The following is a 17,724-nucleotide window of genomic DNA, read 5'->3' as shown; positions in this document are numbered from 1 at the left end:
CGTTTATTGGGGCTTTTTTAATCCAGATAGCGCTATTTTTGTCATTAAGATGTTCTATTTTTAACAAATTTATAAGGATTAATTAAGCAGCATTTATAAATTACACGACCATTTACTGCATAAAATATCCATTCTTTTTTAAACTGAGCATTTAAATGTAAAAAGCGCTCATTCCTTATGCATACTCGCTCAAATCTAGAATTTTGATCTTCTTTTTTTTTCAATTTCCTTTAATGTACAACTGTCTATAAATTAAAGGTTGTCCCTATGTCATTATCTTCAGAGATGACTGATCAGCAGCGAATTTCTAAGGTCAGAAAAGTTGTGATGCAGGCCGGCGATGATCTCCGTGAGCGCTATCCAATACTCAAACATCAAAATTTCATCGGTGCGAGTATATTGGCTTTTGCGTGGATGGGCATGATTGCGACAGCTTTAGCTTATATTTATGGACATATTCATGCATGGCTGACTATTCCTTTAGTTGCGATTTTTGCTTCATTAACTCATGAACTTGAACATGATTTAATTCATTATATGTATTTTAAGAAAAGACCATGGGCACATCATTTGATGTTAGCACTGGTATGGCTGGCGCGCCCCAATACGATTAGTCCGTGGACACGTCGACGCATGCATTTACATCATCATAAATACTCAGGTACTGAACACGATTTAGAAGAACGTGGCATTAGTAATGGTATGCCTTGGGGAATACGTCGCATTTTAGTGATTAGTGACCAACTCATGTCTGTGTATTTACGCCCAATACAGATGTTCAAAATGATTCATGCATATTTGGATAAACAACCAGAAAATTGAACGTAAAACCGTCATGCTTTCACAATTGCTCGGCTTTATTCCGCTCAGTTTTATCTATTATGGCTTGATGTATCTATTTGCGATCTATCATATTGCGAATGCGACAACAGCGATGTTTGGCTACGACGTATTATGGGCAGCAAGCATTATTAAGGTAATGCCTATTGTGAATCTATTGGCAGTCATTTGGATTTTACCCAATTTCGTACGTTCTTTTAGTTTGCAGTTTGTCAGTTCCAATATGCACTACTATGGCGATATTGATCCACGTAATGTGATTAAACAAACCCAAGTCTTAACACCGTGGTGGCTGACACCATTTCAAATTTTCTGTTTTAATTTTGGTGCAACCCATGCGATTCATCATTTTGTGGTGAAAGAACCATTTTATATTCGTCAGATGACCGCAAAAACGGCGCATAAAGTGATGAAAGAAGTCGGGGTACGCTTTAATGATTTGGGTACATTTAAACGGATGAATCGTTGGAACGACATTAAAGCCAAATAAAGCTATTTTTAAAATCCCACTTTATGTGGGATTTTTTTATATCTGTTAATGAATACATCCCAATTTACGCATTTTCATATAAGCATTCATTTGGATGACAAGTCTTTGATTCAAAGATAGAATCCAACTGAACCATCCATGCATCTGAAATCATGTTATTAAAGCTCTCGACCATTGCACTGCTTCCTATTCTTATTATTCAAGGTTATCAAGTGAAGAAAAAGACACCTGTATTGCCTGAACCGCAAGGTGCACGTGAAGGGCATGTTGGAACAGGACCAGTGCTTTCCATTTTAATTGTTGGCGATTCTGCTGCTGCCGGTGTTGGGGTTGAACATCAAGCAGATGCCTTATCAGGCGCTCTTTTAGAAGAACTAGCAACAAAATTTGAAATCACATGGAAGCTGCATGCAAAAACTGGCCATGATTCTGCAAAAATCATTCAAGCCGTGAAGCAACTTGAACAACAACATTATGATGTCGTTGTTAGCTCAGTAGGGGTAAATGACGTCACTAAACTGATGTGTCCCAACCAATGGATAAAGAAACAGCGTGAACTTTATCGATATGTTGAACAGCAATTTACTCCACAATTGATCATTGCCACGGGTGTGCCACCTATGGATATGTTTCCGGCATTACCTAATCCTTTAGCTTGGTTGTTTGGTCAATATGCGAAAAAAATGAATGAAAAATTAGCAGAATTAGTCCGTGAAAAGTCGAATATGCAGTGGATAGAATATGATATTGAACAATATCAGCAACTCAATTTAGACATGGCAAGTGATGGATTTCATCCGAGTAAAGCGGTATACGCGCTATGGGCAAAAGCGGTGGCAGATAAAATTACATCGTATGATTAAGCGATCTAGATATATAACATTGCAGAAAATCAACATTGCAGTCGCCTAACTTTTGCTACATTCATTGTCTATGCGTACTTAACGAGATCAATCTCATGAAAGCCATTGCAATTGTTAGTTTAGTTTTAATGTTGGGTTTAACCGCGTGCCAAAAAAGAGATACTGATACCAATCAACAAGATCAGTCCACAACACCACATTCCATGGATCAAGATAAATAAGCAGCAGCTCATCCAAAGCAGGGCTTTATTTTAAAGAAATGACATCTCATTTTTCTTTTAAATAATGTTTAAATATATCTAATTTAATTAATGATGCATCGTATCAATGACTGAAATTGCGATTGAAACGCATCCGTTAGAACCATTTACACCTGTGCATGCCAAGCTGCTTATGCTCGGTAGCTTTCCACCTGCTGAATCGCGATGGAAAATGCGCTTTTACTATCCGAATTATCAAAATGATATGTGGCGGATTTTTGGTCTTTGCTTTTTTAACAATAAAGACTACTTTTTAGATATCGCCAATAAAAAATTTCATCAACAAAATATTCGTGATTTTTTGAATGAAAAAGGCATCGCCATTTTTGATACGGCGTACCAAATTAAACGTTTAAAAGGCAATGCTTCAGATAAATTTTTAGAAATAGTCACGCCTACTGACTTAGACATGCTACTGAAGAAAATGCCTGAATGTAGCCATATCATGACAACAGGTGACAAAGCCACAGATACTTTAATGCTAAGTATGTCTTTAGATACCTTGAAGCCGAGTATTGGTCAAAGCACTGAAACTTATTTTGCCAATCGCAGGATCAACTTGCACCGTATGCCGTCTTCATCAAGAGCATATCCTTTAAAACTTGAGCTAAAAGCTGCAGCCTATCGAGCTTTATTTAAAGAAATCGGATTGCTTTAAAACTTTATGTTTCCTGAGTCATTTGACGCAAATCATCCAATAGATTCTATGAAAAGTATTCGAATGCTCTTTAGAGCCAGCATATCTATGTGATAGAACGCATCATATCTAGCCATCGTATTCAACATAATCCCACAAATTTAAACGTGCTTTAATTTCTTTACGAATATGAGGCAGTAAAGGCAATAAAGTACCGTCAATCCAAAGACTTAATACTTGTGAAGAAATCAATTGTTGCTCGTCATCCACCAATTGAGCGCTTTTTACCACGACCAATGTTTCTTCACAGGCAGCCGTTTCAATACCTTTGAATAAAACTTGCAACTCAAAACCAGTGTCTTGAATGAGCCATTCGAGCTCAATCTGAATATTTTGATTCGATTTTAAAACGACTTGACCTTCAACGACCTCTGAATCCGATAAACAATTATGTTCAACACGAACTTTGGCTAAAAACCATTCTTGCTCGGCAAGTTCATTTAAAGTTTTATAGGGTGTGAGAATATCACTGAGTTTAAACTGACGATTGAGATCAAAAAATTGCATGGGAGATGGGCGAGAATAATCGCAAAATACATGAAAAGTGTAATTTTAGAGCAATATGCCGCTCAGGTAAAATCTTTGCAGGTTTTGAGTTCATTTAAATATAATAAGAGCTATCTAAAATGATGACTCCCTTCATCAAGATAGAGTCATATTCTAATCATAGTGGAATGGATGATACATAAGCGATTATTGTTACTACAAGTAAAATTCATCCATCTTCGCAATGATATTGTCATTACATCATCCATTCAAATGGGGTTTTTGCAACCGTATGAATGATCCAACGTTGAAATCGGGTCGTTTCAGGTTCATGAGTTAGTATCTTTACTGTGCCATTTTTTTGATGATCAAGCCAAATAATCTCATCTTTATCATTGAGTTTGAGTTCATATGCCACTTGCGGTAAATAGCGATTTAAATTGGCTGAAATTTCATTTTGTAATTGATCAGATTCCACTACCAAACCGACTTCAGTATTCAGATAAGCTGAGCGTGGATCAAAATTAAACGATCCAATAAACACCATCCCATCCACATCAAAAAATTTCGCATGTAAGCTCGAACTGTTTTTGTTTTTCGCTGGAATAATATTGCCGGTCATGCGCTCATACCATGTTCGCTCACCACGCTCAATATAAGGTTTAAATTCCCAAAGCTTAACGCCATTTTTGAGCAGTTGTTTACGGTATTTTTGGTAAAAGGCATGTACAACCGCTACGTCATTCGCCATAAATGAATTGGTTAAAATTCGAATATCAATACCATTTTTTGCACGTTGGCTTAAATAGTCCGCACCCCATTGGGTTGGAACAAAATAGGCAGACACCAATTCAAGGTGATGTTTCGGTTCACCCATCAAATTCAGCATTTGGCTATATATACGCTCCGATTTTGCCGCATTATTTCGAATTTTATTGGGATGATCCGCAACAAAATGGGCTTTTGCCCACTGTATTGGTCGTTGTTCAAGGTGATTGGCTAATTCTTTTTCAGCCATATCAATACGTTTCTTGAGTGTTTTTTGAGAACCACGTGCATTTATAAAAAACTTACGTAATTCGACCAAATGACGTGAATTTTGCGGCGTACTGATGAGCCCATTAATTTGATAACTTAAAGGGTCATTCCAAAATTGCCAAAAGCTTTGATTGGCGGCTTTCACCGCTTGACCGGCAAAGAAAATATCTACATCAGTAAACTGAAATTGATAACTGGCATCGAAGTACTCACTGCTAATATTACGTCCACCTGTAACAGCAACCGCGCCATCGGCAACAATGAGTTTATTATGCATGCGATGATTGATATGTTTAAAACGCAGTGCATAATCTAGTACACGGAAATCTCGAAAGTAATAGGGATTAAAAATTCTGATTTCGATATTGGGGTGTTGGCTTAAAGCACTTAATTTTTTATCGAGTTGATTGCCATTTTGATCATCAATAAGTAAACGAACTTTAACGCCACGATCTGCGGCACTGAGTAATTGGCTTAGCATTAAATTGCCAATATAGTCATCTCGCCAAATGTAATATTGTAAATCGAGGGTATATTTCGCATGATTAATCAAATAAAGACGCGATGATATACTCATAAAGCCATCAAAAAGCGGTAAATAAGCCGTTTGTCCTAAAGCAAATTTTTGACGTGACTCATTTTGAGTAATCCAATGCTCAGTCTGCATTTTTGTTTCAGCGGATTTTTGTGCTGTGTTGGCAGCTAAATCACACCCCGATAATAGAAAAACTAAACATGTCAGATAAGTGAGCATGCAAAACTTCAGTTTTGTCATTTAAGTTCCGTAAGTTAAGGACTTTTTCTTCGTTATATTTTGATGTTAATGGTTGAATCAAAGAATAGAAAGCGGTTACTGTTAGTCATCTGTTAACACAGCAAACAAAGGAATTATTTCGATGAAATCACGTGCAGCCGTCGCATTTGGTCCAGGTCAGCCATTACAAATTGTTGAAGTGGATGTTGAGCCACCTAAAGCGGGTGAAGTGCTGGTTAAAATTAGTCATACAGGGGTTTGCCATACAGATGCATTTACCTTGTCAGGTGAAGATCCTGAAGGTGTATTCCCGGCAATTTTGGGGCATGAAGGTGCAGGTGTTGTGGTTGAAGTCGGTGAGGGTGTGACAAGCTTGAAGCCAGGTGATCATGTGATTCCACTTTATACAGCTGAATGTGGTGAATGCTTATTCTGTCAATCAGGTAAAACAAACCTGTGTACCTCTGTACGTGCCACTCAAGGTAAAGGTGTGATGCCAGATGGTACAACACGTTTCTCATATAATGGTCAACCAATTTATCACTATATGGGTTGTTCAACCTTCTCTGAATATACCGTTGTTGCTGAAGTTTCATTGGCAAAAATTAATCCTGAAGCGAACCATGAGCACGTGTGTTTGTTAGGTTGTGGTGTTACTACAGGCATTGGCGCAGTACATAACACTGCAAAAGTTCAAGAAGGAGACTCCGTTGCAGTCTTCGGTTTAGGTGGTATCGGTCTTGCGGTTGTGCAAGGTGCGCGTCAAGCCAAAGCGGGTCGTATTATCGTTATTGATACCAATGCCGATAAATTTGAGCTAGCGAAACAATTTGGCGCAACAGATTTCTTAAATCCAAAAGACTATGACAGACCAATCCAACAAGTGATTGTAGAAATGACAGGTTGGGGCGTTGACCATTCATTTGAATGTATTGGTAATGTTGACGTGATGCGTTCAGCACTTGAATGTGCGCACCGTGGTTGGGGACAATCCGTAATTATTGGTGTAGCAGGTGCAGGTAAAGAAATTTCAACACGTCCATTCCAATTGGTGACGGGTCGTAAGTGGATGGGTACAGCATTTGGTGGTGTGAAAGGTCGTTCACAACTTCCAGGTATGGTAGAACAATCAATGAAAGGCGAAATTCAACTTGAACCTTTCGTGACGCATACTATGCCACTTGAACGTATCAATGAAGCATTTGATTTAATGCATGAAGGTAAGTCGATTCGTACCGTCGTTAATTTTAAAGATTAATTAAGTTGGAAGACATAAAAAAACGGGCATTCAGCCCGTTTTTTTATTGGATAGATTAAGCTGTCGCTTGAAGCACGGCTGCAATTGAGTCAGCAACATAATCAATATTACTTAAATTCAGTCCCGCGGCACACATACGACCACTACGAACCAAATAAATACCGTATTGTAATTTTAAGATATCTACTTGTTCAGCACTTAAACCCGTATAGCTAAACATGCCTTGTTGTTTGACCAAATAGCTAAAGTCGCGTTCAGGCAACGCTTGGCTTAATTTTTCATTTAAAAGGTGACGCATTCGAATAATACGTTCACGCATTTCAGTCAGTTCAGCCTGCCATTCTGCAGTGAGTTCAGCATCATTCAACACATTATTGACAAGTAAGGCACCTGTGGTCGCTGGACTTGAATAAATACGGCGCACAGTCGCTTTTAATTGTCCCAATACGGTTTGCGCTGTCGCTTGATCATCACAAACAAAGGTTAAACCGCCAATGCGTTCGCCATAAAGCGAGAAGATTTTAGAGAACGAATTGCTGACAATAAAATTCATGCCAGCACGATCTAAAGCACGAATTGCATACGCATCTTGCTCTAAACCTTGACCAAAACCTTGATACGCAATATCGAGGAATGGAATTAAATCACGTTGCTTTAAGACTTCGATCACTTGATCCCATTCGGCAGGGACTAAATCGGCACCTGTGGGGTTATGGCAACATGGATGCAATAATACAATGCTCTTGGCAGGCAATTGGTTTAAGCATTCAAGCATAGCTGCCACATTGACACCATTGGTATTGGCATCAAAGTACGGATAGAAATGAGATTGAATGCCAGCGCCATTAAAGATCGCAATGTGGTTTTCCCATGTCGGTTGGCTCACCCAAATGTCCGATTCAGGGAAATATTTTTTCAGGAAATCCGCGCCCACTTTCAGTGCGCCTGAACCACCTAAGGTTTGAATGGTTACAGCACGTCCATCACGACGTGCAGGACTATCTTCACCTAAAACAAGGGCTTGTGTTGCTTGATTATAAGACTTCAAACCATCCATCGGTAAGTAAAGTTTAACCTGATCATTGCTCGGCTCAATATTTTTATATGCCGTTTTTATGGCATTGAGCTGAGGAACAATATTGTCTTCGTTATAATAAAGACCAATACTCAAATTCACTTTTTGCGTGCGTTCATCTTTACCAAATTCTTCCATCAAAGACAGAATCGGGTCACCTGCATAATGATCTACATGTTGAAACATGAATGCATCCTTCGTTATATATTAAACAAATCAAGCCTTTGGAACTGATTGTATCTTATCTTTTAATGCCAATTTGGTGTTCGTTATTTTGCGATTTTTGAAAAAATAAGCAATCGTTAAAATAGAAATCCAGATCGGAAGCATCATCACCGCAACGCGCATACCTGGTGTTTGGCTCATAATGACTAAAATGCCAAACATAAAAATAATGCAGAGGTAGTTACTAAACGGATAGGCAATACTTGGAAATAGCGTTGGGGTCTGCGTTGCATGCATATGTTTTTTAAACTTTAAATGGGTATAAGAAATGACGACCCAATTAATCACAATCGCGGCAACAACCAGCATCATCAGTAAGCTAAAGGCTTTTTCTGGAAATAAGTAATTGATTAACACACAAATTAAAGTAAAGAATGCCGATACCATTACGGCATTCACTGGAATACCACGCAGATTAATTTTACTTAAAAATTTCGGTGCATTGCCTTGTTGTGCCAAGCCGAGCAGCATGCGACTGGTACAATAATTCGTACTGTTATATACAGAGACCGCAGCCGTCAGTACCACAAAGTTTAAAATGGTCGCAACGGTTTGACTGCCCAAAGAATCAAAGATCATGACAAAAGGACTACCACCTTGTGCCATTTGGTTCCATGGATAAAGCGACAAAATAATCACTAAACTTAAGATATAGAAGAGTAGAACGCGGTATACAATTTGGTTCACTGCTTTCGGTAAAGTTTTTTGCGGGTTTTCAGTTTCCGCAGCTGCAATGCCGACTAGTTCAATACCGCCAAAGGCAAACATGATCATCGCCATTGCCATGACCAAACCCATCACACCATTCGGGAAGAAGCCACCTAACTCCCATAGGTTTTGTAGACTTGACTGTGTGCCACCGCTACCACTGGCCAATAAATAACTACCAAAGGCAATCATGGCAATAATTGCCACAACTTTAATAATCGCGAGCCAAAATTCCATTTCACCAAATAATTTAACGTGAAGTAAATTAATCACATTAATGAAAATAAAGAAGCCGAGTGCAGAAACCCATGTCGGGATTTCAGGCCACCAATAGTGAATATAAAGTCCGATAGCACTGAGTTCTGCCATACATACTAAAATGTTTAAGACCCAATAGTTCCATCCCGACATAAAACCGGCAAATTTGCCCCAGTATTTATAAGCAAAATGGCTAAATGAACCACTTACAGGTTCTTCAACAATCATTTCACCGAGTTGGCGCATCATTAAAAAAGCAATTAAACCGGCAATGGCATAACCTAAAATAACCGACGGACCTGCCAATTTAATGGTCTGTGCAATACCGAGAAAGAGTCCAGTACCGATTGAACCACCGAGGGCAATCAATTGAATATGTCGATTACTTAAACCTTTTTTCAGGTTTCCTTGTTCTATCTGCTGCATTTTTATCATCATCCATGTTGGATCGTGCTTATTTTGAAGATGAATGAATTTTCTTTGTTATTTTTATTCATCGACACACAATCAAAAATTAGTAAAAGGCAATTCATCAGATGCAACCATCCAATGCGCATACAGAGCGTATGCACATTGAAGGTCGTATAATTTAAGAGATTAAAACAGGATTAAGCGTTGGAAATATCAAGTACGCCACGTTTGATTTGATCGCGCTCAATTGATTCAAACAGCGCTTTAAAGTTACCTTCACCAAAACCATCATCATCTTTACGTTGAATAAACTCGAAGAATACTGGACCGAGCATATTTTGAGAGAAAATCTGTAACAGCAGACGCTTTTCTTCGCCTTCGGTATTGCCATCAAGTAAAATGCCACGTTTTTGCAATTCTTCTGTCGGCTCACCGTGATTCGGTAAACGCTCAGGCAACATATCATAATAGGTGCTTGGCGGCGGCGTCATAAATTGCGCACCTAAAGCCTTTAACTTATCCCATGTGCCAATCAAATCATCGGTAATAAAAGCAATGTGCTGAATCCCTTCGCCATTAAACTCATTGAGAAATTCTGCAATTTGCCCATTTCCTTTGTCGGAATCTTCATTCAATGGAATACGAATTTTACCATCCGGGGCAGTTAAGGCTTTTGAGGTTAAACCCGTATATTCACCTTTAATATCGAAATAACGAATTTCTTGGAAGTTAAAGATTTTTTCATAGAAATCTGACCAATATTGCATACGACCTTTATAGACATTATGGGTCAAATGATCGATTTCTTTTAAACCCGCACCGACAGGATTGAGTTCTACATCATCAAAGAAAATAAAATCACTTTGATAAATATCACGATCGACTAAGAAAATCGGTGAGCCACCAATCCCTTTAATGGCTGGGATATTCAGTTCCATTGGGCCAATTTTCGAATACATTGGTTCTGCACCAAATTCGACGGCTTTATTAAACGCTTTTGCTGCATCTTTGGTTCTAAAACCCATTGCACATGCTGAAGGACCATGTTCTTTAAAGAAGAACGCAGCATAAGATTCAGGCTGATAATTGAGAATGATATTGATATTACCTTGGCGCCATAAATACACATTTTTAGATTTATGTTTTGCGACTTTACTAAAACCAATGGTTTGAAAAATTGCATCTAGTTCTCCATCTTGAGACACGAATTCGATAAATTCAAATCCACAGAGCTCTAAAGGGTTTGCTAGCTTATTCATACAACATCCTCATTATTTTTTAAGCAATCCTATTGCCTATTTTTAAACAATTTCACAGTTCAACAGATGAATCTATGTTTAAAAAAGATCTTCATTTTTGATGACAGATCCATCTGCCAATACTTTTATGATTCATTTAGTTCTTTCTTGATATGAAATCTAAGAAAGTATGATCAAGTTATTTTTTCATCATACTGAGGCTTTATTTTTATTCAATACATAAATGGATTACGAATAGCGTAATTATGTGGGTTTGTTCTTTTAATCATAATATAAAGTAATGATATTTATAAAATAATGTTTTTAGTGTTGACTTAAATGACACAAACATAGATTGTAACTTTTTGTAAAATATTTATTTTTTAGCATATTTATCTAAAAATGGATAAATTTCATTCATTTAATATCCGGTAAAAATTCTGATCAGCAGCTGTGTTTGGCAATATATGCGTTAAACCTTAAATTTAGAAAGGTTTAAAATCGCCTCATCTTTTTTGTTTAGAAAAATTTAAACAGCAAATGAGTCTCGAATTCGCCCAAAAAAACTTAGAGTTGAGTTGTTAGAAATCATGATGCCGAATAGATCGATGTTGTTATGGAATACGGCAGCAGAATGAGCTTAAGTAGAAGTCATGAGCATTGATAAAGCAAAGTTGTATCACTCATAGTTTTATATTTTGTATAAAACTATTGTCAAAGCTGCGAATACAGCGTATTTTATTTTTTAGAGATAACCATTTGAACAAATTCACATGTTAAAGCAATCACTTCAAACTAACGCGTATTATTTTTGGCAATTTAGATAGTTGCCTGAACGTGTTCGGGCAGAGAAAAGGTTGCCCACCAAGTTAATACCTGATCGGCAACCCTGGTCAGGTTTTTTTATGCATGTGATTTATAAATATTTTTTGGAGACAGCCATGACAACTTTTAACTACTTTTATTTTAGCAACTTTTATTGGTCTTACTTTAACAAGGTGATGAACCTCGCAATGCAGCTACAAAGACCCATAACGCTCAAATAAAAGTATGGACTGTATGATCAGTCCCAAGGAAAGAAAGACATGAACACTGTAAATACTTCAAAACAAAATCAAACAGAAATCACATTAGCTGTACCAGAGCAGTTGAAAGCACAATTGCCACTGTCTCCGCAATTGGCGCAACACATTGCTCATCAACGACAAAGCATCCAAGATATTTTAGATGGCAAAGATCATCGCCTGTTGGTGATTACAGGTCCATGCTCCATTCATGATGAAAAATCCGCACTTGAATACGCAGAAAAATTAAAACAATTACAACATGACGTATCTGATCAAATCTTATTGGTGATGCGTGCATATATTGAAAAACCGCGTACAACCGTTGGCTGGAAAGGTTTCCTTTACGATCCAAATCTAGATGGTTCTTCAGATATGCAATTAGGGCTAGAACGTTCACGTGCCTTGTACCTAAAAATTATTGAAATGGGTTTACCAATTTCCTCAGAAATTCTAAGTCCAATGGCAACTGCATATTTCGATGATTTATTAAGTTGGGGGGCGATTGGCGCGCGTACCAGTGAATCACAAATTCACCGTGAAATTTCAAGCCATATGCCATACAGCATTGGCTTCAAAAATGGTACGGATGGTTCGATTCAAATTGCACTTGATGCGATTCAATCTGCTTCACATTCCCATCAATTCATGGGTCTGAGCCAATCAGGTTTACCGAGTATTTTAAATTCGGCAGGTAATCCGAAGGCACATTTAATTTTACGTGGTTCAAATACCGGACCCAACTACGCCTTAGCTGAAATTGAAAAGATCAAGGTAAAATCTCAAATGGAATTACCTGCATTAGTGATTGATTGCAGCCATGGCAATAGTGCGAAAGATCCAATGCAGCAGCCAGAAGTATTGGCACGCATTGTGGCTGAACGGTCACACAGCAATGTACGCGGTGTGATGCTAGAAAGTCATTTGGTTGATGGCAATCAAAAAATATCAAACAATATGACATATGGTCAATCTGTCACAGATGGCTGTTTAGGTTGGGAAAAAACTAAAACTTTACTGCTCGATACCGCAGATTTACTTCGTGTTACAGCATTAAAACGTAGTGCGTAACATGTTAAAATGGCTTTCCTTGGGGACATGCTGAGGAAAGCCTTTTTGTGCCCATAAAAAAATAAGATAAACAACAATAAATGCCTTCATTACTTGATCTAATTCACATTTAAAATAAATTATTTTCTTTATAAATCAATTCTATTTGTCTGTTTTACTAAAACCCTGCACAATGAAATAAATAAGATATTTCCATAGATTACTCATGTATTTGAGCGTCTAGGATGTGCAGATGAAAAGGATAAATCATGTTTACAGCAGAACTATTAGAAGAAGCACAACGCTTTATGCATCATATGCTAACCAAAGTGGTTGAATACGGCGGTTCGGATCTGTTTATCACGGCTGATTTTCCACCCAGTATTAAGCATCAAGGTTTGATGAAACCTTTCGGGCAACAGACATTGACCGCGGAGAAAACCAAGCTATTTGCCTATGGTTTAATGAATGAACGGCAACGTAAAGAATTCGAAACAGAGCTTGAGTGTAATTTTGCGATTACCGTTCCCGGTGTATCGCGTTTTCGCGTGAATGTGTTTCAACAACAGTTGAATGTAGGCATGGTGATTCGAACCATTACTGCAGAAATTCCAAATTTTCAAAAACTTAAACTTCCAGAGTCACTTAAATCCGTAATTATGGAAAAACGTGGGTTAGTACTTGTTGTCGGTGGCACGGGTTCAGGTAAATCAACCTCACTGGCTGCCATGATCGACTACCGTAATGAAAATTCAGCAGGACATATTATTACCGTTGAAGATCCAGTCGAATACGTACATAAACACAAAAAGTCGATGATTACGCATCGTGAAGTGGGCGTCGATTGTCATTCATGGCATAACGCACTGAAAAACACCTTACGTCAAGCACCTGACGTGATCTTGATTGGTGAGATTCGCGATACTGAAACCATGGAACATGCAATTGCTTTTGCTGAAACGGGCCATTTATGTTTAGGAACGCTACACTCAAATAATGCAAATCAAACTCTTGATCGGATTATTAACTTTTTCCCAGAGGAACGCCGTAATCAATTATTGATGGATTTATCATCGAATATGAAAGCGATTATTTCACAGCGTTTAATTCGGACAGAAGATGGCCAAGGGCGTCGTGCTGCTATTGAAATTATGCTGAATACCCCCCTTATTTCAGATTTAATTCTCAAAGGCGAATTCCATGAGCTAAAAGGTATTATGTCAAAGTCACGTGAATTGGGCATGCAAACCTTTGATCAGGCACTCTTTGATTTATATAACGAAGGTGCAATTTCTTATGAAGAAGCCTTACGCAATGCCGATTCGACCAATGAATTAAGGTTGCAGATCAAACTCAAAGGGCAAAGAAGGCATGCTTCGCAAGATGCAGCAGCGACCGCCTTTACGATGTATGAAGAACCTAAAAAAGAAGAAAACGAAGACGAAAACCAAGAATCTGCTTAAATAAAAGGGACGCATCGCGTCCCTTTTATCATTTTAAGGTGGTTTAGACTAGGTCGCAGGACGTGCTTGCACAAAGAACTTAAAGTAGAAGACACTGATTAAACTTAGAATGCCACAGCAAATATAAGCAAAACTATAACTTTGTGCTGCAATCATGAGCCCGACCACCGTTGAACCAATCGCAATACCCAAATCATATAGCGTATAGAAAGTCGATGTAGCATGTCCAATTCGATGTTTGGGTGCACGTTGTAATGCAAGGGTTTGAATACACGGCTGTGCACTACCAAAGCCCAAACCAATAAACACGGCTGCAATCAAGAAGCCTGTCAAAGTTTCAATTTGACTTAAAATAAACAAGCCAATACTAAAGGCAATCAGTGCTGGATAAATCACATATTGTGGACCTTTTTGATCGTAAATTTTGCCGGTAATTGGTCTTAAGCTCATCATAGAAAAAGCAAATACGATGAAAAAGAGTCCTGCATATGGCATCAGATTTTTTGAAGCAGCAAAAGGGGCAATAAATGACATGATGCTGGCATAAGAAAATGAAATCAGCATGGCAAGTAAAGCAATCGGCACTGCCTTTTTCTCAACAAAATGGCTGAGTTGAAAAATAGAGCCAGAGCTCTGTACTTTCTTCGGTTTTGAAGGCTCTTTAATGGGAATAAAGAAGCAAAAAATAAAGCCAAAAAGCACCATCGCAGCGAGTAAAGCCGTAATGTTCAAATAACTGAAATACTGAATTAAACTTAAACCCAAGAAGGGACCAAGGACAATGCCTAAATTAATTGACATGACGAAATAACCCATGCCTTCGCCTTTACGTTTTTCAGGAATAAACTGATTCACGACGGGAACGACCACGGTTGATAAGATACTGAACCAAATGCCGTGTATAAAACGAATAATCAGTAACAGCGTAAGGTTATCTGCAAGCAAATAAGCCAACGAGAATAAACTAAAAAAAGTCTCGGAAAGAATTAAAGTTTTACGTACACCAAATTTTTCAATGATCAAACCGCTAAATGGACGTACGATAATCGCTGCCGCCATAAACAAGGTCATAGCAAGACCAGCTTCAGTGAGCGTACCACCTAAATCATTTAAAATATAAACAGGGAGAATCGTGGTTTGTGCAAAATAAAAAATAAATAAAAACAGGTTATTGGCTAAACAAAGTATAAATGACTTTGTCCACAACGGCGCTGATGAGGCGTTCATAGGAGTCCTAAAACGTAAGGTGATACGCTAGAAATAAAATCATGCGGCATGTCATTGTTGTTTTGACCACAGATTTATTTACGCTGCGAGAGAATTAAAAGCGGAAAAATATTTGAAAAGTATAATAATAAATCGATTTAAAATCAATTTTTATACAATTTACCCTATTTGAGCATATTTCAGCGATAAAAAAACCAGTCAAAAGACTGGTTCATTGACATGATCTCTTAGAGACCCGCTTCATAATCTGTATTGGAAAGCAGTGCTTCAACATCAGCAATATTGTCAGGTTTGATTTTATAAATCCAACCTTTGCCATACGGATCATCATTAATAAAATCAGGATCATCTTCTAAATCTGGATTGATCTCAACCACAGTGCCTGAAATGGGTGCATGAATATCCGATGCTGTTTTAACAGACTCGACCACACCCGCTTGTTCACCCACCGTAATATGTGCGTTTAAGTCAGGTGCTTCGACATAAACCAAATCACCGAGTGCATCCTGTGCATGGTCTGAAATACCCGTAACAACAAGATCACCTTCGATACGTACCCATTCATGTGTACGTGCGTACTTTAATTCTGAAGGATGATTCATGGATAACTCCCGAAATTACTAAAGATTATTTTTGAGATGATTTATACCTTCTTTTGCGCTAAAACAAAAGGCTTATCCATGCTTATAAATAAGGATCTTTACGCCAATTGCTTGGACTACGACCGCTCCAACGTTTAAATGCACGACTAAAATTCGCCACATCACTGTATCCGAGTTCATCGGCAATTTGTTCAAGGGTGAAATCGGTACGTGAGAGTAATGACGTGGCATGGCGATAACGTACTTCATCCACTAAAGTTGAAAACGATGTACCTTCCGCAGCCAATTGGCGTTTTAAGGTGCGGTCTGACATATGCAAACGTTCGGCTACATTTTCAATGCTTAAATAGTGCTGCTCGGAATGGGTCAAAATATCACGCACGCGCATGGCAATACGATGACGTTCACCCAGTGCTGAAAGTTCTGCTTCACATTGATTAATAGCAATTTGACTGGCAATTGGATCGGCATGTACCAATTTATTCATTAAATAGCTTTTATCGAAACTCAGCAGCAAATGCGGTTGTTCAAAACGAAATTGATGGTAGGGCAGTTTTGCCATAAAGCGATCAAAGCCTTCTGGCTTTTTAAAGTCAAAATCAATGTCACCACTGGCATTTTCAATCCCTGTAATCGCGCTCGACATTGTGATCATCCCGATAATCAAGGCGATAGAAATCTCGGTACGTAGTGGTTCAAGCAGAACATCCGTTTGTAATTGAACACTGGCTTTCGCACCAAAGGTAGAAAAAAACAGCTGTAAAAATGGCATACGTAACTGTACAAAACGGTTTGCAAGTACTAAAGCATCTGTAATGTCTTTTGCGGTCATAATGGCATAGCCAATGAAGCCATGAATTGAGATCCGCATTTGCGTACCCAAGTGATAGCCTAACGTTGGCTCACCAGTAAGTTTCAAGGCATGTTTAACAAGCTCATTGGCAACAGGGGTTGGAATACGATAGTCAGGGTCAGCCAATTGTTCGCTATTTAGACCAAACGGTGTAAATAAAGATTCATCGTTATAGCCCCAGCGGGAAATAACATCGAGAAGTAAAAGACCATAAACACCGGGAATACCTTGGTCTTGACGAGGAACAATTGTTTTCATGCGCGATCCGTTGCAAGTGCTCAATTTTTTTATTTATAAATTTATACTGTCATGAAACAGTTTATTTTTGAGTTAAAATTGTCAGACAATACGTTTTAGATTGTCTGCGTCACTCAAGCAGATTAGCTTGATTCATAGAGGAAAATCAAACTAATTTGCGCTAAATTCTCGTTTAAACACAAGAATTTTAGTCGAAGATTGCAATAAAACCTCATCTTTTTGATTCAAAGCTTGTGTCTCATAGGTCACAATTCCTCGATCAAGCTTTCTTTTAGAGGGCTGAATATCGCTAATATGCACATGAACTCGGATTTCATCATGGGCACGTGTCGGTCGAGGCCAACGTAAATGTGACTCTGAACCAATTAATCCATAAGCCACTGGAAAACATTCTGTCCATAAACGCATGACCACAGCTGCTGTATGCCAACCGCTTGCTGCTAAACCTTGAAAAATCGGATGTTGCTTAGCTGCTTCTGCATCGGTATGGAAGACTTGCGGATCATAGCGTTCTGCAAAATCCAAAATTTCATCTAAAGTCATCACATAACGTCGACTTTCAAATACATCATTTAAGTTCAAGTCTTCCAAATACAACATTCACAT

General features: G+C 38.3%; 15 protein-coding genes and 1 pseudogene. 7 read left to right on the top strand and 9 right to left on the bottom strand.

Annotation, left to right across the window (positions count from 1 at the left end; translation table 11 throughout):
- The first annotated feature begins 267 nt into the window (after window positions 1-267).
- From GFH30_RS06820 to GFH30_RS06810, 4 genes and pseudogenes are all read left to right on the top strand, one after another.
- Window positions 268-1,330: pseudogene (locus GFH30_RS06820) on the top strand (fatty acid desaturase).
- Between the two features lie 152 nt (window positions 1,331-1,482).
- A complete protein-coding gene (locus GFH30_RS06815) occupies window positions 1,483-2,193 on the top strand; it encodes an SGNH/GDSL hydrolase family protein (RefSeq protein WP_153371513.1) in 711 nt (236 codons plus the stop codon).
- A 95-nt stretch (window positions 2,194-2,288) separates the two neighbouring features.
- Window positions 2,289-2,414 (top strand): hypothetical protein, encoded by a 126-nt coding sequence (locus GFH30_RS13445; protein ID WP_227551464.1) that lies wholly within the window; start codon window positions 2,289-2,291, stop codon window positions 2,412-2,414.
- Between the two features lie 106 nt (window positions 2,415-2,520).
- Complete coding sequence (locus GFH30_RS06810; RefSeq protein ID WP_153371512.1) at window positions 2,521-3,111, top strand: uracil-DNA glycosylase family protein; 591 nt, start codon at window positions 2,521-2,523, stop codon at window positions 3,109-3,111.
- 108 nt (window positions 3,112-3,219) lie between these two features.
- Here the strand turns inward: GFH30_RS06810 and GFH30_RS06805 are convergent, their stop codons facing one another.
- A complete protein-coding gene (locus tag GFH30_RS06805) occupies window positions 3,220-3,657 on the bottom strand; it encodes a hypothetical protein (protein WP_153371511.1) in 438 nt (145 codons plus the stop codon).
- Window positions 3,658-3,892: 235 nt separating this feature from the next.
- Window positions 3,893-5,449, bottom strand: coding sequence for a phospholipase D family protein (locus GFH30_RS06800; protein WP_153371510.1), 1,557 nt, complete (start codon window positions 5,447-5,449; stop codon window positions 3,893-3,895).
- Between the two features lie 121 nt (window positions 5,450-5,570).
- Between GFH30_RS06800 and GFH30_RS06795 the strand changes: the two genes are divergently transcribed.
- Window positions 5,571-6,686, top strand: coding sequence for an S-(hydroxymethyl)glutathione dehydrogenase/class III alcohol dehydrogenase (locus GFH30_RS06795; protein WP_153371509.1), 1,116 nt, complete (start codon window positions 5,571-5,573; stop codon window positions 6,684-6,686).
- 55 nt (window positions 6,687-6,741) lie between these two features.
- Here the strand turns inward: GFH30_RS06795 and GFH30_RS06790 are convergent, their stop codons facing one another.
- The 3 genes from GFH30_RS06790 to hppD form a co-directional block, all read right to left on the bottom strand.
- A complete protein-coding gene (locus GFH30_RS06790) occupies window positions 6,742-7,947 on the bottom strand; it encodes an amino acid aminotransferase (RefSeq protein ID WP_153371508.1) in 1,206 nt (401 codons plus the stop codon).
- Between the two features lie 30 nt (window positions 7,948-7,977).
- On the bottom strand, window positions 7,978-9,378 hold the full coding sequence (locus GFH30_RS06785; RefSeq protein ID WP_153371507.1) for an amino acid permease: 1,401 nt from the start codon (window positions 9,376-9,378) through the stop codon (window positions 7,978-7,980).
- Window positions 9,379-9,560: 182 nt separating this feature from the next.
- Window positions 9,561-10,622 (bottom strand): 4-hydroxyphenylpyruvate dioxygenase, encoded by a 1,062-nt coding sequence (gene hppD / locus GFH30_RS06780; RefSeq protein ID WP_153371506.1) that lies wholly within the window; start codon window positions 10,620-10,622, stop codon window positions 9,561-9,563.
- A 1,064-nt stretch (window positions 10,623-11,686) separates the two neighbouring features.
- Between hppD and GFH30_RS06775 the strand changes: the two genes are divergently transcribed.
- Together GFH30_RS06775 and GFH30_RS06770 are read left to right on the top strand one after the other, a co-directional pair.
- The gene (locus GFH30_RS06775; protein ID WP_153371505.1) at window positions 11,687-12,736 is read left to right on the top strand and encodes a 3-deoxy-7-phosphoheptulonate synthase; all 1,050 of its coding nucleotides are present in this window, start codon (window positions 11,687-11,689) and stop codon (window positions 12,734-12,736) included.
- A gap of 248 nt (window positions 12,737-12,984) precedes the next feature.
- Complete coding sequence (locus tag GFH30_RS06770) at window positions 12,985-14,178, top strand: PilT/PilU family type 4a pilus ATPase (RefSeq protein WP_153371504.1); 1,194 nt, start codon at window positions 12,985-12,987, stop codon at window positions 14,176-14,178.
- A 48-nt stretch (window positions 14,179-14,226) separates the two neighbouring features.
- On the opposite strand, the gene GFH30_RS06765 is transcribed toward GFH30_RS06770, so the two are convergent.
- The 4 genes from GFH30_RS06765 to GFH30_RS06750 form a co-directional block, all read right to left on the bottom strand.
- On the bottom strand, window positions 14,227-15,405 hold the full coding sequence (locus GFH30_RS06765; protein ID WP_153371503.1) for an MFS transporter: 1,179 nt from the start codon (window positions 15,403-15,405) through the stop codon (window positions 14,227-14,229).
- 227 nt (window positions 15,406-15,632) lie between these two features.
- Window positions 15,633-16,007 (bottom strand): glycine cleavage system protein GcvH, encoded by a 375-nt coding sequence (gcvH, locus tag GFH30_RS06760; protein WP_153371502.1) that lies wholly within the window; start codon window positions 16,005-16,007, stop codon window positions 15,633-15,635.
- 82 nt (window positions 16,008-16,089) lie between these two features.
- The gene (locus GFH30_RS06755) at window positions 16,090-17,118 is read right to left on the bottom strand and encodes an AraC family transcriptional regulator (RefSeq protein ID WP_153371501.1); all 1,029 of its coding nucleotides are present in this window, start codon (window positions 17,116-17,118) and stop codon (window positions 16,090-16,092) included.
- A gap of 150 nt (window positions 17,119-17,268) precedes the next feature.
- Window positions 17,269-17,718: a MaoC family dehydratase gene (locus tag GFH30_RS06750; protein WP_153371500.1), complete on the bottom strand. Its 450-nt coding sequence runs from the start codon at window positions 17,716-17,718 to the stop codon at window positions 17,269-17,271.
- Window positions 17,719-17,724 lie beyond the last annotated feature (6 nt).

Origin of the sequence: Acinetobacter wanghuae, from assembly GCF_009557235.1 — a bacterium.
GTDB classification, from domain to species: domain Bacteria; phylum Pseudomonadota; class Gammaproteobacteria; order Pseudomonadales; family Moraxellaceae; genus Acinetobacter; species Acinetobacter wanghuae.
This window is presented reverse-complemented; position numbering and strand designations above follow the sequence as displayed.